Source organism: Treponema socranskii subsp. socranskii VPI DR56BR1116 = ATCC 35536 (genome assembly GCF_000468115.1).
GTDB lineage: Bacteria > Spirochaetota > Spirochaetia > Treponematales > Treponemataceae > Treponema_D > Treponema_D socranskii.
Genome location: NZ_AVQI01000002.1, coordinates 15,887 through 36,451, shown reverse-complemented (window position 1 = coordinate 36,451; position 20,565 = coordinate 15,887). Strand labels below are relative to the sequence as shown.

Here is a 20,565-nt window from a genome sequence, read left to right as displayed (position 1 = left end):
AATATACTGTTACTTATTGTGTGTTTTATTCTTTTATAATACAATAAATTACGAACAAGAGTAGCCAGAATGAAGCCAAAACAAGGGGTATTTTATGGGTCGTTATAAAAAAGCGTTTTCGCTCTATAAGCGCGGGGATTATTGGTATTATCGCACGTATGATTTAAATGGGATTCGGACATCGGCAAAAACAACAGGTTGTACATCTAAGGGGGCGGCGCAAATTTATTGTGAGCGCCTTTTTAAAGATGGCTTATTATGGACTGGTACATCAAAATTATTATCCGAATATGCAAAAAACTTTTTTAACGATGATTCCGATTTTGTAAAAGACAAACAAGCACAAGGGCAATATTCGATAAATACAATCAAAGCATATCGCATGGTATTAAATGCACATATCATACCTTTAGCAGGTAGAGTAAGAATTGCAGATGTCAATTATTCGTTTTTAATATCTATGCGTCAAAAACTTATTACACAAGGACTTGCAAATCGCACCATCAATTTAATTATGGCGACGCTAAAAATCATAACCGTAAACGCGCAACGCGACGGTTTACTTGCAAAAAACCCGTTTGAAAATTTCGCGCCCTTACCAGTAGGTACAAGCCGCGATTCGTTTTCTGTTGATGAAATATGTTTACTGGTACGATCAATTTCAGACGCCTATGACCGCGAACTTATTATTCTACTTGCGCTTACAGGTATGCGCATTAAAGAATGTGCGGGTATAGTATCATCTGATATCATTAATCAAAATGGATTTTATTTTATTAATTTAACAAAACAGTTAATAGGCAAAGAATATCTACCACTCAAAACTAAAATATCACGGCACATTCCGATTATATCGGAACTTGTACCGTTAATACACGAAACGCCGCACTCCATAAAATACATTTATCAAAATATAAACCCTATTATTAAACAAATCGAAAATGCCGAAGATCGAAAACTAACAATTCATTCGTTGCGTCATTTCTTTATAACCGACGCGAAATCTTCCGGCGTTAATCCGCTAAAAGTGGAAAGCATTGCGGGGCATTCGCTTCGCGGTATTGCGGACGTATATACCTCGTTTAAGCCGGAAGACCTAACTGAAATTCTAGAATGGCAACGCGATCGTTTTTTACTTTTAAATAAATAACTAATTTAATCAAACGATTTTGACTGGACGCGCGTGATGATGCCCGAAGGTCAGATACATTCTGACGTGGGAGTTATTTTTTGACGGATTTTTCACGTTCCTTACTTAAAAAAGCATAATACTGTTTATTTTGTGCGACCGTCAAATCAATAGCAAAATTATTCTTGTATTTTTTTTGTAATGATACACCTTCATTTATAAGTGTTTCCAACTCTGCTATTTCGGCTTTTTCTTTTATTTTTTCCCAAACACGTTTCGTTATCGCTATCATACCTATATAGTCATTTCGAGAAATAGCCCCGAAACGCTTATATGACTATATAGGTATGGAAACAATAGCCGATAATAAAGATATGACAGCCGCGTTTAAAACGATTTATAAATTATTAAACCGTCTCGAAAAATCGCTTGATGTCGATAAAGAGACACATAGAGGGTTTAAGATTTCCGACGAAATAGGGCACGAGGCGCTCGATATATCATATCCGCGATGGAAAGAATATATCACAATGCTCCGCGATGCGGGATATATCGACGGCGTAAGAATAAAATCATTTATCGACGGTACGTCATCTGTTGATATTTCGGAAATACGCATAACGCTACAAGGTTTACAATATCTCGCAGAAAATACAATGATGCTGCGGACGTATAAGATGATAAAAGGTATAAAGGATATTATTAAATAAAAAAAAACTTTCCGTATCAAGTATGTTTATTAACTTTTGCCTCTACAATCAATTTACCAAAATGACTATATACGTAGAGGTGAAATATGGCAACGACAACGATACAAGAGATATACAATAAAGCTCCTGCGGCTTCGGCAGGCGATGATGACATTTTATTAATCGCACAAAACGAAGCAACAAAAGGCGTAAAACTAAAAGATGCAACGGCGGGTAGAGCAAAAAAAGCAACCGATGCGGAATATGCCGCTCATTTAGGCGCGGCTGGCGCTCCGTTATCAGTCGGAACGGAAAAAACACCCGTATATATAAATAAAAACGGTATACCGAAAGTATGTTCCGCCGTCGCAGCGGCAACAGCGGATGCCGCTACCTATGCGCAGAAAATCGGAACGCCACAAGCGCATCCGGCGATCGGAAATACATCGACACCGATTTTTATTAACAGCGATGGGATCGCAACTGCATGTTCGGAAATACATGCGACGATAGCAAATGCGGGGAGCGCCGGTATACCCGTATACACGCAGGGCAATACAGTCCGTGAGTGTGCAAATTTCGGTGTTTGTACAACTGCAACAAACACAATGGCTAAAGCGGTAACGATTGCGGGCTTCGTGCGAAAAGCGGGTGCGCATATCTACGTTAAGTTTGCAAATGATGGCGGCGGAGTGAGAGGAACTTATAACCTTACACTTAACGTACATAATGGAACCGGCTATACCGGAGCTGCGCCGGTGTATGTCGGTAAATTCCAGTGCGGAATCGGTGCCATAAGCGGAGGTTGCACGTATGAAATGCTTTTTGACGGCGAGCGTTATGCCATCCTTAATTCCGACATCGTCGCACAAGAAGCGAGCGAAACCGCGAGCTATATAAAACATGGGAACGGTTTAATTAAACAGTGGGGAGTGACGAAAAATTCCGATTTAAATACTCCTATATACTATCCAATTGCGTTTACTGCCATACCGAGATTAATATGTGGACAGCACAGTGGAGTCTATTCAGAAGTTTCTGTGCCTCATTATACTGCTGGATGGGTGGTAGAAAAAAACAGGTTCTTTGTTCTGGGGAAATACAATAGTAGCTATCCCAATGGATATGTTGACTGGTTTGCTATCGGATTTTAAGCATAAAATTAAATTGACGAATTGAAGCGTTTAATATCCTATCGCAGACCAAATAAATGGTGTTGTATCTTTTGAAGTATTACCATCACGATGTCGATTTCTTTTAAATATAACAGAACGCGCAGTTCTTGATTTTTGAGACACAACATAAAAAGTATATGGAGAGCTGTCGTTATTATCATTTATAGCTGCTGCCGTTGCAAAAAAATTGGTATTTGAAAAACTCAAAGGAAATGTAACAGTTATTGATTCGCCTTTATCCGAGCAATATCCCCACTGTTTAATTAAACCGTTCCCATGTTTTATATAGCTCGCGGTTTCGCTCGCTTCTTGCGCAAAACCACTTGCATTTTTGCGCAATCGCTGTATACTAAACGTATGCGAAAGCCCGCATTTACGCTTCAACTAGCGGAGCGTAGATTGCTGAAATTACCGAACATCCAGCAAGAAAAATCGGATAGTTTAATTTTCTGACTTTGATTTATTTTTCAACTCATCGATTTCTTTTTTTATCTCTTTTAATAATTCTATTTGTTTATCTGCGCTTTCAGAATTATCTTCTACAAATCCAGACGATATAATGCCCGTAGGAACAGCGATAATCGCAACGCCGAAGATTGCCATTAATGCACATAAAATTTTTCCTGTGGCGGTTATGGGATAAATATCACCTAGCCATACAGATGTAAAAATTGCAATCGACCACCAGAGGCCGGAGAGAGCATTTTTATAAACATCCGGTTGCGCGGGGGATTCGATATAATAAATCAACACAGAAGATATAAGCATTAAAATAAAAAGCATTAAAACGGCGGAGAATAGTTCAGCCGATTTTTCACTTATAACGCGCATAACTTTTTGCAATGACTTTGTATATCTATTTGCTTTTATAATTCGTGATAAACGGAATAAACGTAATATTCTCAAAACTCTCAAATCGACTTTTATTACGAACGGAATATAAAACGGTAAAATTGCGAATAAATCAATCAATGCCATAAAAGAAAATACATATCGTATCTTTGCTTTTACGGGAGATAAGTTTTTATATAAAAAATCCGCCGTCCAAACACGCAAGATAAATTCTACGGAAAAAATAATAATTGAGAATAATTCAATATCGGCAAGAATTTTCCGCATTGTATTTGAAATAGTGAATGTCTCCACAAAAACTGATAAGACATTGAGACATATTAAAATCATTATAAAAATATCGAAAACTTTACTCGGCGTATCGCCATGTCCGCCTTTTTCTATGATTTCAAAAGTTCGTTTTTTTATCTTCGCGTATGTTGTCATTTTTCTTGCTCCAACGTTATAGTTTTCATTTCGTATTTTGAAGTAATATCTTTTTGATTTTTGAAATTATCAAATCCGAGAATAGGATTTAATGATGAAATATTTAATGTAGCGAATATTTTTCTATCAAAATCTACCCAGTAGACATATTGGTTTTCTTCATTACCCGTTTTTTTATTTATTCTTTGTGTATACCCGCTAATTTTTACGTTACTAATTTTAGGTGATATATTAAAAACAACAGAGGCAAGGTAATATGCTAAACCCGTTACACTCATCGCATAATCGGTATTAAGCTCAAGTTGTGTTTTATTTTTTATCGATACTTTTCCGCTCGCTAATAAGGTCGATTTTATTTTCGGATAATCTTCAATCTCTGGCAAATCCAAATCCAAACTAATACAAGTCCCTTGTACTTTATAATCGACTGAAATATCAACGGGCAATTTTATTTCAGATAAAATATTATCTACTGTTTCAGCAATATAGCTTTCATCACCGTTAAGTATTTTTTCGTAAATATCTTTTTGCTCATTAAAATCTTTCAAATATTCTGCATCGCGTTTTTGCTTATATTCCTGCTCTTTTTCATCAAATTCTTTTTTATCTTTTTTCCATCTTAAAGTTGCTTTATTAAATTCTTCTTCCATTACTTTTAACGCATAATCTTTACGTAGTTTTTTGAGAGTCCAGAATTTAATCGTTTTAATTTCCCGTCTTGCTTTTGCTTCCGCTTCCGCATAAAAATCCAACATTTCAGGAATTTTCACAGGATATTCTTTCACTATGTATTCTTCCGGTTTTAATTGATTCATTTCCTCGACAACTTGTTCTTCGGAAACGATTTTGTCGGCATTTTTGTATATGTCATACAAGCATTCCGTTTTTTTCGCGATTTCTTTTTGCTTTTCTACCCTTACACTTTCTAATGAAGCCTTAAAGGTATCGTTCTTTTTTACAAGCCGAATAATTCTTTCATCGGTAATAATCGCACCGGATGTATCCTTTATAATAACTGTTTCTACACCTGCATCATCAATTTCAATGTGATAATGTACTGTTGTTTTGCTGCTCGAATTATCCGATTCAGAAGTATTATCGATCCGCTCTCGGTAAGAAATACCCGTGCCGGGAATTCCTAAATTTGAATATGTTCCCCTTGAACCTACGCTTAAAGACGCTCCTCGTTGTCCGAGCGATAATCCAACGCCTGATTTTGAAACATTCAAATACAAGCCTTTACAAATTTTAATTCGTTTATGATAACGCAAGCCCATTTTTACCTCGTTTTATAATAGTATGCCTACATTATCATTCTGTCAATAAAAAAAATCCGCCTTTTCGGGGCGGATTTTTCATAAAAACGAAATACTTAATAGACCTCACCACAGCGCAGTGTCGGTGCTCGTGAGGATTGTGCTGTCATTAAAGGTAATACCTTAGAATAATATAAATCAAGTTACAATTTTTAATGCGCCAACACCGGCATACTCATCATTATTAATAATATTTGTTATATCATCACTTGAGGTAAAAAAATAAAATTTTTTTCCGCAGGGGATTATTTTTGCAATTTCAGATGGAGTATCATTAACAGAAACGCCGATAACATTGAAATTATTTTCATCACGATAAACAAAATTTTTCAATATGCTAACCTCATTCTTCCATACGCTTTAATCCTATCGTCAGCTTCCCCATAATCACGTGAGCTAACTCCGTTTATATCATAATTGCCGTCTCCGTCTGTATCTTTTAATGTGCTGTCGATAAAATAAACCGTTTCATTTTCTATTTTATCGAAGATCGCAATATGGGTAACGCTTGCCGTACTGGCTTCGCCCATAAAAACCAAGTCGCCCCGTCTCGGAGATTTTGTCGGCGTACTGTAGTTCATATAAATGGCATTTGCAGACGCATCACCGAAAAGGAGATTGTATTTTGTATCGACAACGGCATATTTATAACACATGACAACAAGACCAGAGCAATCGATCCCCGCCGAGCGTACTGGAGATTGTCCGCCGAGTTCATACGGCATACCTGTTTCTTTATACAGTTCTGCAAATTTAAATGCACGCGCGCATATCTCATCGGGGCAATCGATCTCCGTAAAGCTATTTTCATGATTATTACATGATACAAATATTATTGTTAATAATAAAATAATTATAATTCGTTTCATCATTAGAGCTCCTTAATCGGTTTCTGTCCCAAAAATAAAACATTGTGCTGAAATCGGATCTTGATATGAATCCGAATTATTATCACTAAAGTAAATCTCTAAATATGATACAATAGCATAACCATCGGAGTCAACACTTAATCGTCCATCAACATAATTACGAAGCCAATTCGGTGTCATGAATATGTTGTTTTGAAAACCGGATTCAAATGAATCCGCAGCATTTCCCAACACAAAAACGTCGATATATCTATTTCCATTATAAATATGTGTTTTAAGTCTTACTGGATTATTTAGATGTATTAAATATTTTCCTACATCAACGCGTAAAACAGATGCCACATTTTTATTATTAATTAATTGTATTATTCCATGATTATAACCAAGATTTAACATTGCGATAGGTTGAAAAGGTGTAGTATTGCTTTCGTAGAATCCATTTACAGTTACATGATTAAGCGTTCCTTTTGTTGCGTTTATTTCACCGTTAAATATCCCGTCATTCGCAAAGAGTTTCCCTGTTTGTGCATCTATCAAAAAACCGTTACCCGTATGGTTCCCGTGTTTGTCATAATAATTACTCGATGCGATTTTATTTTGTGCGATGATATTTTTCGCAAACAGTTCGTTTATAAGCGCCGTACCTGCGACGAGGTTTTTTACCCACGCATTTACAACCGCAAGAAACTGTACATTCGGCGCGTGTTCGGCAACGGAGAGCATATCGTTCATCGCCTGCTTGTATCGAAAATCGGTATAATCGGTGATTTTTACCCACGCATTATACGTCGCGCTGTACTCGTAAATATACCCGTCGTTTACATCGAGGTAATAATCGCCGTATACCGCTTCGTCCGGTTTTTTCGTACCCCAATAAGACGAGCCGCGTTGCCCTTTATCACCCTTCGCACCGTCGTACAGCACCGGCACGGTTTCGCTTTGGATAATCACATTCTCGGGTGTGCGGTAACGGAAAATCAACTGCTTCGCGCCGTACGGGATTTTTACGCCGTTTGCCGCATAGTCGGCATCGTCAAACAATATAAATCGCCCCGCGTCGTCGCCGAGAAAACCGTTATCGGTTTCGATGAATACAAATACATCGCCCGTTTTTACCGACTGTTCTTTTCCGCCGTCGATCGATACGGTTATATTGCCGTAGTCGGTATCGATATAATCCGCGCCCGATTTTATTAATTTTTGTGCCGCGATTTTTGCGGGGATAATTTCTTTATCTTCGCTTACCCGTACCGCGTTTTCACTCAAACGCATAATGTACGTGAACGGTGTATCGCCCGCATACAATTTATTTACCGTAGCGATCGCTGTCCGTGTTCTATTCTCGCTGTCGCTTACGGTGATAAAAACACGGAGCGTGTTTGACGTGAGCAATGACACGGGGATCGTCAAAACGTTATCGTCCCATGTTCCGACGATCGTTCCGTCTTCAAGCGCCGCAGAACGGTTTATGCCTTTGTCCGTATCGTCTATGCCGAAATACAGTTTTGCGACGATCTCGACCGTCGCCGTGTTGTCAAACAATGTTCCGTCGGCTTTGCACGGCACGCTTTGTATTTCGGGCGATACGTCGAGTACATAAAACGACGGGCTTATGATGGTGCGCTGTACGCGCGCCAAATCTTCCGGCGTTACCGCCTGCGCAGGGATCGTACCTGTCGCGCCATCGCCCGATTGCGATATGTTCGGCGTATAATCGGGGATGTCGCCAGTGTCATAAATCGCCTCGTTATAATCGACGAGCGTGAGCGTATAGCCGTCGTCATCGGGTTGTATGCCCGTGATGAGCATTTGACTTGTAACGGTTTCCGTTTGATAGCCATAGGATAAAATATCGCCCGCGTGCGGCTGTATCGGGCTTGTAAGAGGGATAGGTTCTGTAAACTCGATCTCTCTTGTGCGTCCGTTATACCGCTTTATCGCGCGCGTAAGCGGCGTACAGTAATCGTTTCCGATGCACTGGATAATCACGGTAAAATCGTGCGTTGTATCGAGCGTTACGGGTTCGTATAAACGGAGCGCAGTGATATTCGTTCCCTCTGTTACAACCGCTTTTACTTGCGCGCTTCCGAGCCCAATTTTAAGCGATGGATGTTGCACAAGCACCTTTGCAAGCGGCGTAAAAAATATCCCCTCTTTACCGACGCGCGCGGTTGCCGTTTTCGGGCGTAGTTCGTCGCACGCCATAACGTAGCGCGCATATTTTACAATCTGTTTATACTCGGTGATGCCGGTAACGTTCATGTCGCGCAGGATGCTCTCGCTGTCCCGTACCGCGCCTTTACGCATGACGAGGCACGTGTCTTCGGCGTAGTCCGCCGCGCGGCTGATGTACTTTATTTTTATCCCGTCAGTACGCCGCGCGAGGTCTTTTTCATACGAAAACGATATGAGGTTTTGCTCGTTCAAAACGGCGATTGCGTTTTCTTTTTTGCTGTCCGATACGACCGAGATTTTTCCGTAAATATCTTGATACAACGTCGCGTAGCACGTTTGACAGATTTTCTGTAATACGTTTTCTTTCGGTTCGCCATCGACAAGCACCATATCGCACGTGAGTTTTTCGCGTTTGCAAAATTCATAAAGCGCGCCAAACGATGCGAGGTCAATTTCGCTGTCGTCGCACTGCGAGGGCGTATGCGTCGGCGAGGTAAGCACTTCCAAAAGCCATGCGGCGGGATTTCGCGTCGGCGTTTTTTCAGCGCTCCATTGTACACCGTTCCATGTGCGAGCGGTTCCGCACGTTATGACGTTTATTTTTTTGAGTTTATCTTGATTGCTTGTCGTCGATTTTATTTTTAAACCGATAGTCGTCGAGAGCTTCGCTTCGGTCTCTCCGATGATTTTCTCCGGTACAAATCCCGTCTTCGATTCGTCGGGATTGTAGATCGTCGATTGTACCCATTGCACATAACATTGATCGTATGCGGAGCCTTTATATTTAGGCGTGTTACATGAGAGCTTTATCATAATCGGCTGATTGAGATTTTTTACTTTATTAAAATCAAAATCGATATGCGCGTTAAAACGCAGTTGATTAAGCGTTTTATAAATAAATACATTTTGATGAGCGCCGTTTTGATTAAAATCAAATACCGTCCACGTTTTCCCGCCGTCGAGCGAGTATGACGGTGCTATAACAACCGTGCGATCTGTTTTATTACCTTTATCATCATACGCCAAAAGCCCGTTGAATAAAATACAAACGTCCGCCGCCATCGAATAGCGTTCGAGCGTATAAATCAAATCCTCGTACTGCTCATCGTCTTTTTTTCGGAGATTGTCGTTCAGCGTTTGCTGTACGATTTTTTTATTAAATTCGGGAGTGTCGAAAGGCTTTCCGTCCTGCGCGATTTCGATGAGCGATTCGGCATCATAAAAAGCGCCCTCATCAAATTGATATACGCCCTCTTGCGGTGTGTCGCCGCTCCACGTTTTAAGCGTAACGTCATCGCTTCTAAGGCGGCGCAATACCTGTTTCTTAAAACCGCCCTCAAGCACGACAATGTAAAACTGATCTTTCCCGTTTTTGCCGCCGATAACCGAATAGCCTTGATACTTTCCGCCGGAATTGAGAATGTACGGCGTGAATAAATGCTCCCCGATGATATACGGTTCGGTTTTGCCCGTAGCGACGGTATTCGATGCACCTTTAATGTACGGAAGATTTACGACGCCGTCTTTCGAGCGGTTTTTCATCTTCTCGATTTCTTGTTCTGCGCGCTTTGCCGCCTCTCGCGCTTGATATGCTTTTACTCCTGCGTATACGCCCGCTCCGATTGCAATGACGCCTACGACGATCGCCGTGATTAAAGCCGCCGTTGAAATAGCCGCCGGCACGGTACGGATAATAATCATATCGTTTTCTTGCACAATATAATCGGCGGGTTGTGTTTTCCCGTTTACGATAACGACGGTATGCTCGCGATCGATTTCGATGACATGATTTACAGGTTTTCCAACGGGAATATCGACAACATCAAACGCATCCGATAAGTTTTTATACACAAGCGCTTTCATTTTTTTATCACCTCATAAAATTGTACGTGCCGAAACGCCAAGAGCGGCGATACGCGCATACACTCGTATGTCATGTGTAACACGGTTTTTGTATCAACTAAAAAACCAATATGTAAATTTCCCTCGTATTCGCATTCGATGATTGCGCCCGCTTCCGCGCTCTCTATCGGGCGAACGTTTACCGCGCGCGTATAAAAACTAAGCGTATCGGCTGAAATCTCCGTGCCCTCGTAGCGCACATCTCGAAGCGGTGTTCCGTTCCGCCTACAGCATTCCAATACAAGCCCGTAACAATCCATGCCGGACATATCGCGTCCGTTCGCCTTATACGGCACGGTCAATAAATCGTCCCACTTCATGAGTTTCCCCGATTGTTAAATGCACTCCAGATAAGCGCTGGGAATGTCATCGATAAGCGGTCGTCTTTTTCAAAGGTAAACTTTGCCGTCGCTCTGTCGGTTTTAACTTTCCCGTAGTGATGACGGAACGATTTCAGCTCCGCTATGTTCCCGTCCTGCATGATACAGCCGACAACCTCAAGACGCACCTCGCGATGCGTTTCGATTAAATCGATGACGGCGTTTCCCTGTACGCTTATTTCAAGCGTCCCGCCGCCGGTAAATCCCTGTTCGCTTGCATTCGGTTTGTAACTAAACGTCCCCGCCGTGTACACGTCGCCGTTAAATGTTACGCTTTTGACGTCGTTTACAAATCGCATAACGATCATGTTTTTATCGTCGTGTAATTTAATAAGATATGGCAGCGAATACCGCCCGTGCTGTTGTGCGAGTTTTTCAAAACTTGCGTTCATACTTCCCTCACGGTGATTGATACAGTTTTCGGCATCTGCCCCGAAACAGACGGAGTATCGGTCATGATATACTCCGTGTTTCCCGTATGCGTAAACAAATCGGGAAACAAAAAACTTTCCGAACCCGAAAGCAGGACGTGGTCGTACCACGTCCAAAAGGCGCGTTCTTCCTCGTCCGACCAAAAATCAATGTTGAACGAAAACGTATGTTGCGGCGCAGAATTTAATAAAAACGAACGGGACTTTCCGCTCTCAAACTCCGTTACTTTAATATTTTCTTTTACGCCCGTATTCATACCGTAGGCTGATTTATTTACCCCCGTAGGCCACAAAACCATATATCCCCCTAATTAGTATATCGCGTACCGCCGAACGATGATTGCGCGGCGATGAGACTTTTATTCATTCGCCCGCTTCCGATGTCATCGCTTACGATTTTTCGTATCATTATCCGCATTCCGTCTTCGGTCATCTCCGGCTTTGCCGATACTTCGTTCGAGGCTGAATTAAATATCTTTACATTCATCTGCGGCTTCGTGCCGAGTTGATTCGAGTTTATGCTGTCGAATAAATGCCGTTGCTGCATTCGGTTTAATATCATCTCGCCGGAGTTCACATTCGCCGTAACACGATCGCCGGTATAACTCGTACCGCCGACAATACCGCCGGTTGCAAAATTACTCGGCGGGATCGGTTTATTTGCAATAATCGTTGCAAGCTGCGCGCCCCCCGCCGCCGCAACCATCGCCGCCATTGCGATTTTTAATGCCGCCGGTCCCGCTTCCTGTGCGAGCGTTGACACCATCGCTTGCGCCGTGTTCGCCGTCGCTTGTGCTATGCTTCCCGCCCATTGCCACATCTGTATGCGATACGTTTTTTCGGCCGCGTCCTTTTCGATTTCGATTTTCCGTTTCGTATATTCTTCTTCGCTGATAATTCCTTGCTGATACTGTTTTTCGACTTCCGCCTGTTTTACTGTCGCTTCGTTTTTTGCCTGCTGTGTTACAAGGTCGGAGATAGTAGCCAAAATACTCGTATATTGCGAGGCAAACGAGGTGATGATTTCGATCTTCTTTCCGACCGATTCAAGTGTTGCTCGCTCGTCCGCCGCTTTTTCTTCGGCGATTATTTCCTTTCGTTTCTCGGATAATTCTTTTACTTTTTGCGTATATTCTTCATTGATTTCCGCTTTCTTTTCAGCGGTGAGCTTTTCGTATTCGATTTCGAGGTCGGATATTTGTTTCGCCATAATTTCTGACTGCTTCAATTTCTCCCCGCCGAGTGCGTCGTCAAGGTCTTTCAACAGCGCTTTTTTCGCTTCTTCGGCTTCCGCTTCTTTTTGCGCGCTTGTCGTTTTTTCTGTAAGCTCAAGTATTTTTTCGCGCTCGATACGCTCGCGTTCGGCATCCCCCGTTATCGTGCCTTGCGCGTCTTGTATCAATTTGATATACGCGGCAATTCGCGTTTGGAGCATCTCTTCATTTGCTCCTTGTTCAAATTCTTCTTCCGAGAGTTTGTGGGTTTCGTTGTTTATTTGTCGCCTTATTTCAAGCTCTTTTTCTTTCGCCGCAATCGTTTCGCGATATGTTTTCAGTGCGGCTTCGGCTTTGTCGTTGTTTCCCTTTTCAATCGCGGCCGCCGCTTCGGCTGCCTTTTTTGCGTCCTCTGCTGCCTTTGCTCTCGCGGCTTCGTCGCTTTCCGACTGCGCCCGTTTTTGTACTTTCGCCGTCAGCTGTTCAATTCGCGATTTCGACGCCTGCCATTGTTCGGCGAGCTTACCGGTGTTTTTGTTCCATTCATCAAGCTCCCGTTTTGCGGCCTGTACGTCTGCGGAGAATTCGCCGAATACGCCGCTCTTACTCATCGAGTTATATTTCGTAAGCGCTTCGCGCGCTCTTTTGTCGGAATACTTTAATTGCTCGTCGATGCTCTTAAATCGTTTCTGCTCCTCTTGTAGTAAGAGCTTATCTTGATCGAGCGTTGTTTTGTCGGATTTCTCCGCTTCCTTTGCGCCGTAGTATTCATCTTTTTTCTTTCTTGCCTCAACCCATCCGTTGATAAGGTCGGTAAAAAAATTGGCTATCGGCGTCATCGCTTCAACAAACGGTTTTCCGAGTACGCTCTTCAAATCGTCAAATGCGTTTTTTAATTGCGTGCCAGCGCCCGTCGTTTTTGCGACTTCGGACGCCATGCCCTTATACTGTTCGGCAACAATTTTTACCGCGTCGCCGTTTTTAAGCTGTTCTTCGGTGAGGTTTTTTATCGCGCCGTTTTGCCGGCCGAGCGTACCAGCCATACCGTTGTACGTGGCATTGAGCGCGGAGACGGCACTGTTTAAATCCATTGTGCCGGACGCGGCAACGTCGACAGCCGCGCCCATGATATCCATAATCTGTTGTTGCGTACGCCCACTTGCCGATAACTGCGCCATCATCGGCAAAAGCTCGCCCTCGCTGTAAACCGTAAGCGATTGGATTTCGGACGCATAATTTCGAAGTGCGGAAACGTTCGAATCGTTCAAATACGGATTATTTCGCGCGGCGATTTCAAGCTGTTTTTCGGCTTTTGTCTGTTCTATATATGCTGCTGAAATAGCTTTTATACCCTTATTGACAAGAGCAATTGTTCCTGCAACTGTACCGGCTACCGTTGCAACAGCGGTAAAAGAACCGACAAGTCCGCCAAGACTTGTGCTACCCGATTTTGATAATCCCTTTAGTTTTGCATCAACGGATTTTACGTCTTTATCGAGATTTTGAGTGTTAATTCTGGTATCTATATCTAGGCGTCCATCGCTCATAAAAACTCCTTGACTTTTCCGCGTTTTATGTTGATACTATAGACGAGGTGCTTGTTATGGACGTATTCCTTTCAATAGCCTTTCTCGTCATTTGTGGTGCTGTCGGCGCTCTTATCGGCGGTCTGCCGGTTTACCTTTTTTTTCGCCTCTTATCCCGTGAGCTTAAAAAACGCGGACTACTCTGATTTCGTTTCCAGCAATTTGTTAAACCGTTCCCGCGCTGCTTTGTTTTCCGCGCTCTCTTTTACAGGCAACGCCCAGATGCGTTTCAGCTTCGCCATCGTTTTATCTTTGCCGGGCTTTGAGCATCGATAGCTCATAATTTCGTTAAACTTCGTTCCCGTAAGCCCCGCAATCAACGCACGTACTTTATGCCAGTGCATTTGCTTTTCGCACAAATCGATCCCGTAGCACTGCATAATAGCTGCATAGATTAAATCTGCATCAATGCTGTAGTTGATGATCCGCTCGCTCGTCGCTTCGCCCGTTGCGCGCGGGATTTCTTTTTTCTCCCAGTAAAAACTGAGTAACGCATTAAACGCTTCTTTCTTGTCTTCGGGCGCGTTACCATCAAACAAAAAATCGAAGTCGTCGAGCGTCGCGTCCTCGTCGTCGATAATTTCGGCGAAGCGGAACCAGTACGTATGCCCTGTTTTAATTTTATAAAATCTGCCGGACACACAAACGCTATCCGGCAGATTGAGCTTCGTCAAAAGGCTCATGCTGCGGCGGTGAACGTCGGCACATTTCCTGCGACTTCGCAGGTGCCTTTGGTGATCGTGCCGTTGATGTTGGTGTTCACGGTAAGCGTGCCATCAACGGGATTGAGGTTGTCAAACGTGAAAAGCACGTTGCACAACCACGATTTAAACTTCGACTTGCCGCCGGCTTTTTCCTCATCGTTGTAAAAAACGATGAGCATTTTTCCTTTCGCCTTTGCGCCGACGGGAAGCTCATAAAACTTTTTCCAGAAAAAGTCGTAGTCGCTTTCCCCTTTTACGAGCGTGAGCGGCTCGCTCAACGAGGGCGAGTAGCGTTCGATGATGGTCGTCGGCGCATGATCGACGATAAAATCGCGCTCGGCCGTCTGCGCGTTGAGCGTGATGGTATTATCGGTCGATTTACACACCTGCGTCCACGTGGGCGCGCCGGTTCCCGCTTCCGTAACAAATAACGCGACGTGATATTTTTTAAGCTCGCCGCCAGCTTCCAATGTTTCCGCCATATTTTACTCCCTGTAAATAATTTTTACCGTACACGTGTACGTCGTTTTTCCGCTGTCGCTCATATCCACAAATTGCGGCAACGTTACCGCTTCGCACTGGCAAATCAGCCTGTCGTCGTCAATTTGCAAAATATGATGATTGTCAAGCGTTTTAATAATATCATCGAGCGTATCGCGCGCTTGTGTCGCGTCCGGACTTCGGCAATAAAACGAGAGCTGTTCTTCAACGCGCCGCGTCCCGTCGATAAACCGCCGTTCGGCAGCTTCGCTCGGATCGTAGCGGCAGATGATGTCCGTCGCTCCCGCCTTATCGTCCGCAAATACATCGTTGTAAATCGTTAAGTCGAGTTTCTTTTTCAGATAGCTATTTACCAGCTTCGCGATACCCTTCATTTGCGATACGCTCCCATTCTTTCATTCTCCGTGCTTTTGCCGTTTCAAACCATTTGCCCGTTGCGTTCGGGTTGCGGTTGTGTCGTTTTGAGGGATATTCGTAGTATTGCTTACGTGCGTAAGGCGTAACCCACGATATTCGGCCGCTTCCGATGACGGTAGCAATAATCGCGCTTTTTTGGAGCGTTCCCGTCTGCATAGGGCAATATTTGTTACTGTCGGCAAGCACTGCGGCGTCAAGTCGTTTTTGTGCGGCGGATGCGTTTTTGTTAATTTTTTGCATGATTTTCGCCGTGTCAAAATCGAGCTTTGCCGCAAGTTCAAACACCTTTTTACTCATACGAGTGCTGCCTCATAATGATGTACGTTCGCCGTGTCCGCAAAATAGGGCGTCGCCTCGCGCACGGTGTAGGCCGTGCCGAGAAATTCAACCTGCATACCTTTTTCGGGGACGAACGCCGAGTGCGTACAATCGACGAACAACGTGAGTTTATCGTCGCGCTGCACACCGTTTCCCGCAAGCACTTCCGCTTTTACCGGCTCGCACCGCACGGGGGCGACTGTCTCGGGTTCAGACCAGATGACATTTCTGTCCTCGTCAATACCCAGATTTCGCCGCACCGTTACCGTGTGAACGAGCAATTTTAACGGGATAGGTTTACTCATGCTCGCCCTGCCGTTACATCGCAAAACAGAGAAAGCACGCGATACTTTTGCTGTTCAACGCTTTTCGCGTTTAATTCAACTTGCGTATCGTATGCCTTCGTGTTTTCGCTATGGCTGAAACTTCCGATACTTTCCGACGATGCAGGGAGCGCTTCGCCCGTTGCAATTTGCGCCGCCTTGTAATCGACCTCAATCATCATACAGACGGCGCTGTCAATCCCGCGCTCTTCGCGCTCGACGATAAGACCGTCGCCTAAAAGCCGCTTAACAAATAACAAGTTTTCGAGCTTATATTTATTAAAATCGGCTTCCGTCGGCATGTCGGATCGCCCGAGCGTATCGGAATAAAAGGTATAAGTGACGTTCTCAAACACGACGCGCCCCTTTTACTCTTTCTCACCGTCTTTCGGTTTTGCGTCGCCGCTTTTGGGCTTCTTCTCACCGTCTTTCGGTTTTGCGTTTACATCTTCGATAATCCCGATTGTCCTCATATTTTCCCCCTAAATGCAGGGCGTTTTCGCGCCCTGCGTTGTTTACGCGGCCGTATGTACGTAAATTCCGTTTACCTTGTTTTCAAGCACTTCGGCGATGCCGTATGAACGGTAGTGGAACAGCCAGCCGTCGGACTTTTGATTTTCTTCCGGCGTAAAAATCTTCGTTACCGTGTGCTTCGAAAACTGGATAAGCGCGGATTTATGAACCATCATAAAGTTCAAATCTTTCGCGGTCGTGTTCTTTTTGTAGCCGCCCGCTTCCTCGCCGCTTGTCGCGCCGTCGAGTTGGTCGATCGCCGAGTAAAAACGTGCCTGCGGAATTTTCACGATACGTCCTTCGAGCGTTGCAAGCAGTTCACGGCTCTTTGTCGTGTCGAGCGACTTTATCGCGTTCAGGTGCGCGGGGGTGATAAACAAATAGCGTCCTTCTTCCGGCACTTCCGCGTCGTCCATATACGTGATAGCCGCTCCGATTGCCGCCATGACAGCTCCACCGTCCGCAAGCGCTGCGGCGACTTTCTTTCTGGCCTTTCCTGCGTATTTTGCAAAACGAAACGCGTCAAGCTCCGGCACAACCTTTGTGCGCATAAACTCGCTTGCAAGGCGACCGAATGCGACGCCTGCCGTTTCCTCGTTGTCCATTGCGTCAACGGTAAACTCGCGGCCGCGATCGAAGTCGCATTTTACGGTTTCATTCGTCAAATCAACCTTGCCGGTTTTGTAACCGTCGCTCCGCGAATAATCACCGAGCCCGTCCATGTCGATTTTCGGAATGATAAACTCTCCCGCGTTCTCACCGTTTTTCACAAGCGCCGCATTCGATTCCAAAACCGCGCTCTTCGATTCGACCTTATACACCTCATCGATAAGGTCGATATTCTTCTTAAAAATAGCGATAGTATTTGCCCTTGCCATATAAAAAATCTCCCTTGCGCGTTATATGCGCATTACTTTTCGGGCGGTAAACCCATGACAGCACGTGCCGCCGCTCTGCCGTCGTCTTTGCCGTTCGGCGTGCCGCCCATAGGGGCGACCACCGGCGGCGTAGGCTTTTTATCGTCGGCGAAGATATTTTCTTTGTCTTTCGTCAACGCCTCAAAAAGTTCGTCGAGCGACTTTCCTTTCGCGACATCGCTTTCAAGCTGTTTCGACAACTCCGATGCGAGCGCTTCGCGCGTCAGATCGTTTACAAACTTTTTCCCGCTCAAAAAATCCTTGACTTTCGAGCTTCGCTCAAGTGCGGCGATTTTATCGTCCGCCTCTTTTTTGATGCGCTCGCTTTCCGCCTTGTATTTTTCGACGTCCGCTTTTACCGCCGTGTAATCCTTAAAACCGTCAAGCGTCTTGTTCGCCGCTTCGAGCTGCGCTTTCAACTCGTCATAGTCCGCAAACTTCGCTTTTTCGCGGTTTACGTCCTTGCCGTTTTCCGCCATGATTTTATCAATCACGTCCGCCTCAAGTTTTAAGCCTTCCAAAAATTCCCGTTTCATATATTCCCCTTTACGCATATTTAACGGCGTTGCCCGCCGATAGAGTAGCGCCCGTTTTACGCGTCGCGCTCCGCATTTATATAGTCATTTTAATTTTCAAAAAAACGACGGCCGCACGGGTGCAAGTGCGCACGACCGCCGACACAACGTTGCCGCCGCGTTAAGTTTTACTGTTTGCTACATTCGGTTTTTTATCAAATAAAATACCGAAAATTACCGTCAGTGTTGCGAGTATCGCGCTCGAAACCGTTTCAAAAATATTTTGCGACAATCCGCCGATACAACACAAAACCCCGCTGATTACCGCAAGCGCGATAACGACAACCGTTTTCCACGAAAATTTGTTTTTCCCTTTCGCTGTTCTTACCGCCGATATAATCACCGCAGTAAGACCGAATGCCGCAAGAGCGATTTCGATCACGGTAGCAATCGGAACACTGACAAATTTCGCGGTTACGATTGCCGCCGCAAAAAGCAACATTCCCCCAACTCCAATAATTTTATTTTTCATGATTACCTCTACATATATAGTCATTTTTGTTTTTCCGCTCCGGCGATTTTTAGCGCCGCCTGCGTGTCGATGATATAATTTACGATTTTCCGCCAGTACCACATCGGCATTGACACCGTATCCGTCTCCGCGTCTAAAATAACCGCGCTTGTCCCGTCCTTTTGTATCGGGTCGGGTACGACAACATACGGGACGCTACCGCTTCTTTTCTGCGTACTCGTGCAACACGTCAATGCCGGCGTCAAAATCAGCGCTATTATCGCCGCTTTGCAATTCCTCTTTTTTCGCGTTTGCGTCTGTAACGCTTCCTGCCATTTGCCTCTCATGTTCTACCATCTCCATGTACTCTCGATTTACCTTTCTCCGCGCTCGCCGTTCGATATGCGCAATGTAAAATGCGCCCGCTGCAAAAACCGCCATAACAACGGAGATTGCAGTGCTGATAATCGTTCCTGTCATTTTGCGCTATCCTCATATATTTTCTTTTGCCATACGTTTACGCCGAGATACGCAAGCGGCACAGCGCAGAGCCATTGCGCAATAAGCGTAAACTCCGTTCGGTTTCCGATAACGATGTAACTCACCATACCTACAGCCCAAATCGTCACCCAGAATTTCACCGATTTTAATTTATTCGGTTTCGTTTCCGCCGGTGTTGTCATACATTCCCCCTTGCTATATAGTCAGCGACGCTCGCCTTAAACGCTTCAAATAAATCGGGATGATCCGTCCAGAGCTTCGGGCAGTTTTTCCAGCCGACAATATTGTGATGCGTCGTGATGTCGTTCGTCGTGAGTTTGTACCGTTTTATTAATACCCCGCACAGTTCGATTGCTGAAACGATCGTTGCGTCGGTAAAATGCCCCGCTTCGTCTATTGGGCATAATTCGATGCCGAGCGTTACGTAGTTCGGCGAGGTAACGGCCGGACGGAGCGCATAATGTCCGAAACGCTTTCGTGCTTCGTCGGTGTACGTTCTTCCGCTTACGGGATCGAGTTTATTCGAGCCGCAATGGTACGCGATTTCGTTTTCGGGTATGCACCGGATAATCTCGCCCTCAAGCCCGATAATGTAATGTGCCGAGCCGTAGCCGCCCATGCCCGTTTTCTTACTCTCGAAATAATTCCGATTATTAAGCGCCGATACTTTCGGATTTGCCGTCCAGTGCATGACGATCGCCATAACGCGCCGTATCGGGATTTTCGGGCGGCTGTACTCGTTCGGTGTCAAAAGCATATCCGTGATGTTCATGATCGATGTTTCCTCATTTCGTCGATTTTCTTTTCGAGCTTTTCAAACTGCTTGTCGATATTATTACTCATCATTTTTATTGACGTCGTAAGTTCCGCGATCGTCTCCGTCATCGCGAGCCGATACAAGCGAAAGTCTTTGATGTCTTGCCGAATTTCGTCGAGCTCTTTCCTGTACTGCACTTGCGTACTCCGTACGTTGGCATAATCGATAATCACCTTTACGACGGTGACGATGCCGGAAAAGCCGACGAAGCCTACAATGCCTAAAAAAATCTGTGTCCCCGTCATAATCCCTCATGTATATAGTCATTTTTGTTTTCTGATTTTTGATGAAATTTCACGCTTGACAAATAATAAATAAGGTCGTATATTATAATTGAACAAGGGATAACCTACGTTCAGCTAAATAGAAGCCGCCAACTAGGGC

At 44.3% G+C, this 20,565-nt stretch carries 27 protein-coding genes; 3 read left to right on the top strand and 24 right to left on the bottom strand.

Features of this window, described 5'->3' with window-relative positions; genetic code table 11:
* Positions 1–94: 94 nt before the first annotated feature.
* Positions 95–1,150 carry a tyrosine-type recombinase/integrase gene (locus HMPREF0860_RS00470; protein ID WP_021329248.1) on the top strand — a complete coding sequence of 352 codons (1,056 nt, stop codon included), beginning with the start codon at positions 95–97 and terminating at the stop codon, positions 1,148–1,150.
* Between the two features lie 73 nt (positions 1,151–1,223).
* Here HMPREF0860_RS00470 and HMPREF0860_RS00465 read toward each other — a convergent pair whose 3' ends face one another.
* Positions 1,224–1,421 (bottom strand): hypothetical protein, encoded by a 198-nt coding sequence (locus HMPREF0860_RS00465; RefSeq protein ID WP_038080282.1) that lies wholly within the window; start codon positions 1,419–1,421, stop codon positions 1,224–1,226.
* Positions 1,422–1,476: 55 nt separating this feature from the next.
* Between HMPREF0860_RS00465 and HMPREF0860_RS13090 the strand changes: the two genes are divergently transcribed.
* Together HMPREF0860_RS13090 and HMPREF0860_RS00455 are read left to right on the top strand one after the other, a co-directional pair.
* Complete coding sequence (locus HMPREF0860_RS13090) at positions 1,477–1,839, top strand: YjcQ family protein (protein ID WP_021329282.1); 363 nt, start codon at positions 1,477–1,479, stop codon at positions 1,837–1,839.
* Between the two features lie 86 nt (positions 1,840–1,925).
* Entirely contained in the window at positions 1,926–2,972 is a 1,047-nt protein-coding gene (locus HMPREF0860_RS00455) for a gp53-like domain-containing protein (RefSeq protein ID WP_021329265.1), read from the top strand.
* A 30-nt stretch (positions 2,973–3,002) separates the two neighbouring features.
* Here HMPREF0860_RS00455 and HMPREF0860_RS13695 read toward each other — a convergent pair whose 3' ends face one another.
* From HMPREF0860_RS13695 to HMPREF0860_RS00350, 23 genes are all read right to left on the bottom strand, one after another.
* A complete protein-coding gene (locus HMPREF0860_RS13695; protein ID WP_156001976.1) occupies positions 3,003–3,377 on the bottom strand; it encodes a gp53-like domain-containing protein in 375 nt (124 codons plus the stop codon).
* Positions 3,378–3,434: 57 nt separating this feature from the next.
* Positions 3,435–4,271 carry an ion transporter gene (locus HMPREF0860_RS00450; RefSeq protein ID WP_021329271.1) on the bottom strand — a complete coding sequence of 279 codons (837 nt, stop codon included), beginning with the start codon at positions 4,269–4,271 and terminating at the stop codon, positions 3,435–3,437.
* On the bottom strand, positions 4,268–5,548 hold the full coding sequence (locus tag HMPREF0860_RS00445) for a DUF4236 domain-containing protein (protein ID WP_021329290.1): 1,281 nt from the start codon (positions 5,546–5,548) through the stop codon (positions 4,268–4,270). The genes HMPREF0860_RS00450 and HMPREF0860_RS00445 overlap by 4 nt, the downstream gene beginning before the upstream one ends.
* Positions 5,549–5,725: 177 nt before the next feature.
* Positions 5,726–5,920 carry a hypothetical protein gene (locus HMPREF0860_RS13690; RefSeq protein WP_021329342.1) on the bottom strand — a complete coding sequence of 65 codons (195 nt, stop codon included), beginning with the start codon at positions 5,918–5,920 and terminating at the stop codon, positions 5,726–5,728.
* The gene (locus HMPREF0860_RS00440) at positions 5,917–6,459 is read right to left on the bottom strand and encodes an NlpC/P60 family protein (RefSeq protein ID WP_021329259.1); all 543 of its coding nucleotides are present in this window, start codon (positions 6,457–6,459) and stop codon (positions 5,917–5,919) included. The genes HMPREF0860_RS13690 and HMPREF0860_RS00440 overlap by 4 nt, the downstream gene beginning before the upstream one ends.
* A gap of 9 nt (positions 6,460–6,468) precedes the next feature.
* Positions 6,469–10,494, bottom strand: coding sequence for an RNA-binding protein (locus HMPREF0860_RS13085; RefSeq protein WP_021329255.1), 4,026 nt, complete (start codon positions 10,492–10,494; stop codon positions 6,469–6,471).
* Positions 10,491–10,853 (bottom strand): NlpC/P60 family protein, encoded by a 363-nt coding sequence (locus tag HMPREF0860_RS00430; protein ID WP_021329285.1) that lies wholly within the window; start codon positions 10,851–10,853, stop codon positions 10,491–10,493. The genes HMPREF0860_RS13085 and HMPREF0860_RS00430 overlap by 4 nt, the downstream gene beginning before the upstream one ends.
* Positions 10,850–11,305: a hypothetical protein gene (locus HMPREF0860_RS00425; protein ID WP_021329340.1), complete on the bottom strand. Its 456-nt coding sequence runs from the start codon at positions 11,303–11,305 to the stop codon at positions 10,850–10,852. Before HMPREF0860_RS00425 ends, HMPREF0860_RS00430 begins: the two co-directional genes overlap by 4 nt.
* Positions 11,302–11,643, bottom strand: a complete 342-nt coding sequence (locus tag HMPREF0860_RS00420; RefSeq protein WP_021329296.1) for a hypothetical protein — start codon at positions 11,641–11,643, stop codon at positions 11,302–11,304. The genes HMPREF0860_RS00425 and HMPREF0860_RS00420 overlap by 4 nt, the downstream gene beginning before the upstream one ends.
* Positions 11,644–11,651: 8 nt before the next feature.
* Positions 11,652–14,105 carry a coiled-coil domain-containing protein gene (locus tag HMPREF0860_RS00415; protein WP_021329288.1) on the bottom strand — a complete coding sequence of 818 codons (2,454 nt, stop codon included), beginning with the start codon at positions 14,103–14,105 and terminating at the stop codon, positions 11,652–11,654.
* 176 nt (positions 14,106–14,281) lie between these two features.
* Positions 14,282–14,827, bottom strand: coding sequence for a Gp15 family bacteriophage protein (locus HMPREF0860_RS13080; RefSeq protein ID WP_021329276.1), 546 nt, complete (start codon positions 14,825–14,827; stop codon positions 14,282–14,284).
* A complete protein-coding gene (locus HMPREF0860_RS00405; protein WP_021329301.1) occupies positions 14,824–15,330 on the bottom strand; it encodes a hypothetical protein in 507 nt (168 codons plus the stop codon). Before HMPREF0860_RS00405 ends, HMPREF0860_RS13080 begins: the two co-directional genes overlap by 4 nt.
* A gap of 3 nt (positions 15,331–15,333) precedes the next feature.
* A complete protein-coding gene (locus tag HMPREF0860_RS00400; RefSeq protein WP_021329326.1) occupies positions 15,334–15,723 on the bottom strand; it encodes a phage tail terminator protein in 390 nt (129 codons plus the stop codon).
* On the bottom strand, positions 15,695–16,063 hold the full coding sequence (locus tag HMPREF0860_RS00395) for a minor capsid protein (RefSeq protein ID WP_021329347.1): 369 nt from the start codon (positions 16,061–16,063) through the stop codon (positions 15,695–15,697). The genes HMPREF0860_RS00400 and HMPREF0860_RS00395 overlap by 29 nt, the downstream gene beginning before the upstream one ends.
* The gene (locus HMPREF0860_RS00390; RefSeq protein ID WP_038080278.1) at positions 16,060–16,389 is read right to left on the bottom strand and encodes a putative minor capsid protein; all 330 of its coding nucleotides are present in this window, start codon (positions 16,387–16,389) and stop codon (positions 16,060–16,062) included. The genes HMPREF0860_RS00395 and HMPREF0860_RS00390 overlap by 4 nt, the downstream gene beginning before the upstream one ends.
* The gene (locus HMPREF0860_RS00385; RefSeq protein ID WP_038080274.1) at positions 16,386–16,763 is read right to left on the bottom strand and encodes a hypothetical protein; all 378 of its coding nucleotides are present in this window, start codon (positions 16,761–16,763) and stop codon (positions 16,386–16,388) included. Before HMPREF0860_RS00385 ends, HMPREF0860_RS00390 begins: the two co-directional genes overlap by 4 nt.
* 159 nt (positions 16,764–16,922) lie before the next feature.
* Positions 16,923–17,798 (bottom strand): hypothetical protein, encoded by an 876-nt coding sequence (locus tag HMPREF0860_RS00380; RefSeq protein ID WP_021329310.1) that lies wholly within the window; start codon positions 17,796–17,798, stop codon positions 16,923–16,925.
* Between the two features lie 32 nt (positions 17,799–17,830).
* On the bottom strand, positions 17,831–18,373 hold the full coding sequence (locus tag HMPREF0860_RS00375) for a phage scaffolding protein (RefSeq protein WP_021329278.1): 543 nt from the start codon (positions 18,371–18,373) through the stop codon (positions 17,831–17,833).
* A gap of 160 nt (positions 18,374–18,533) precedes the next feature.
* Positions 18,534–18,884: a hypothetical protein gene (locus HMPREF0860_RS00370; RefSeq protein WP_169720804.1), complete on the bottom strand. Its 351-nt coding sequence runs from the start codon at positions 18,882–18,884 to the stop codon at positions 18,534–18,536.
* A 195-nt stretch (positions 18,885–19,079) separates the two neighbouring features.
* A complete protein-coding gene (locus HMPREF0860_RS00365) occupies positions 19,080–19,343 on the bottom strand; it encodes a hypothetical protein (protein ID WP_021329321.1) in 264 nt (87 codons plus the stop codon).
* A complete protein-coding gene (locus HMPREF0860_RS00360) occupies positions 19,340–19,546 on the bottom strand; it encodes a hypothetical protein (RefSeq protein ID WP_021329246.1) in 207 nt (68 codons plus the stop codon). Before HMPREF0860_RS00360 ends, HMPREF0860_RS00365 begins: the two co-directional genes overlap by 4 nt.
* Positions 19,543–20,136, bottom strand: coding sequence for a peptidoglycan recognition protein family protein (locus tag HMPREF0860_RS00355; protein ID WP_021329252.1), 594 nt, complete (start codon positions 20,134–20,136; stop codon positions 19,543–19,545). Before HMPREF0860_RS00355 ends, HMPREF0860_RS00360 begins: the two co-directional genes overlap by 4 nt.
* Positions 20,133–20,426 (bottom strand): hypothetical protein, encoded by a 294-nt coding sequence (locus HMPREF0860_RS00350; protein ID WP_021329335.1) that lies wholly within the window; start codon positions 20,424–20,426, stop codon positions 20,133–20,135. The genes HMPREF0860_RS00355 and HMPREF0860_RS00350 overlap by 4 nt, the downstream gene beginning before the upstream one ends.
* Positions 20,427–20,565: the final 139 nt, after the last annotated feature.

Bases quoted from the DNA above. Each gene is read 5' to 3' on its own strand.
- HMPREF0860_RS00470 (WP_021329248.1), top strand. From the start codon at position 95: ATGGGTCGTTATAAAAAAGCGTTTTCGCTCTATAAGCGCGGGGATTAT.
- HMPREF0860_RS00465 (WP_038080282.1), bottom strand. From the start codon at position 1,421: ATGATAGCGATAACGAAACGTGTTTGGGAAAAAATAAAAGAAAAAGCC.
- HMPREF0860_RS13090 (WP_021329282.1), top strand. From the start codon at position 1,477: ATGGAAACAATAGCCGATAATAAAGATATGACAGCCGCGTTTAAAACG.
- HMPREF0860_RS00455 (WP_021329265.1), top strand. From the start codon at position 1,926: ATGGCAACGACAACGATACAAGAGATATACAATAAAGCTCCTGCGGCT.
- HMPREF0860_RS00450 (WP_021329271.1), bottom strand. From the start codon at position 4,271: ATGACAACATACGCGAAGATAAAAAAACGAACTTTTGAAATCATAGAA.
- HMPREF0860_RS00445 (WP_021329290.1), bottom strand. From the start codon at position 5,548: ATGGGCTTGCGTTATCATAAACGAATTAAAATTTGTAAAGGCTTGTAT.
- HMPREF0860_RS00440 (WP_021329259.1), bottom strand. From the start codon at position 6,459: ATGATGAAACGAATTATAATTATTTTATTATTAACAATAATATTTGTA.
- HMPREF0860_RS13085 (WP_021329255.1), bottom strand. From the start codon at position 10,494: ATGAAAGCGCTTGTGTATAAAAACTTATCGGATGCGTTTGATGTTGTC.
- HMPREF0860_RS00430 (WP_021329285.1), bottom strand. From the start codon at position 10,853: ATGAAGTGGGACGATTTATTGACCGTGCCGTATAAGGCGAACGGACGC.
- HMPREF0860_RS00425 (WP_021329340.1), bottom strand. From the start codon at position 11,305: ATGAACGCAAGTTTTGAAAAACTCGCACAACAGCACGGGCGGTATTCG.
- HMPREF0860_RS00420 (WP_021329296.1), bottom strand. From the start codon at position 11,643: ATGGTTTTGTGGCCTACGGGGGTAAATAAATCAGCCTACGGTATGAAT.
- HMPREF0860_RS00415 (WP_021329288.1), bottom strand. From the start codon at position 14,105: ATGAGCGATGGACGCCTAGATATAGATACCAGAATTAACACTCAAAAT.
- HMPREF0860_RS13080 (WP_021329276.1), bottom strand. From the start codon at position 14,827: ATGAGCCTTTTGACGAAGCTCAATCTGCCGGATAGCGTTTGTGTGTCC.
- HMPREF0860_RS00405 (WP_021329301.1), bottom strand. From the start codon at position 15,330: ATGGCGGAAACATTGGAAGCTGGCGGCGAGCTTAAAAAATATCACGTC.
- HMPREF0860_RS00400 (WP_021329326.1), bottom strand. From the start codon at position 15,723: ATGAAGGGTATCGCGAAGCTGGTAAATAGCTATCTGAAAAAGAAACTC.
- HMPREF0860_RS00395 (WP_021329347.1), bottom strand. From the start codon at position 16,063: ATGAGTAAAAAGGTGTTTGAACTTGCGGCAAAGCTCGATTTTGACACG.
- HMPREF0860_RS00390 (WP_038080278.1), bottom strand. From the start codon at position 16,389: ATGAGTAAACCTATCCCGTTAAAATTGCTCGTTCACACGGTAACGGTG.
- HMPREF0860_RS00380 (WP_021329310.1), bottom strand. From the start codon at position 17,798: ATGGCAAGGGCAAATACTATCGCTATTTTTAAGAAGAATATCGACCTT.
- HMPREF0860_RS00375 (WP_021329278.1), bottom strand. From the start codon at position 18,373: ATGAAACGGGAATTTTTGGAAGGCTTAAAACTTGAGGCGGACGTGATT.
- HMPREF0860_RS00370 (WP_169720804.1), bottom strand. From the start codon at position 18,884: ATGAAAAATAAAATTATTGGAGTTGGGGGAATGTTGCTTTTTGCGGCG.
- HMPREF0860_RS00365 (WP_021329321.1), bottom strand. From the start codon at position 19,343: ATGACAGGAACGATTATCAGCACTGCAATCTCCGTTGTTATGGCGGTT.
- HMPREF0860_RS00360 (WP_021329246.1), bottom strand. From the start codon at position 19,546: ATGACAACACCGGCGGAAACGAAACCGAATAAATTAAAATCGGTGAAA.
- HMPREF0860_RS00355 (WP_021329252.1), bottom strand. From the start codon at position 20,136: ATGAACATCACGGATATGCTTTTGACACCGAACGAGTACAGCCGCCCG.
- HMPREF0860_RS00350 (WP_021329335.1), bottom strand. From the start codon at position 20,426: ATGACGGGGACACAGATTTTTTTAGGCATTGTAGGCTTCGTCGGCTTT.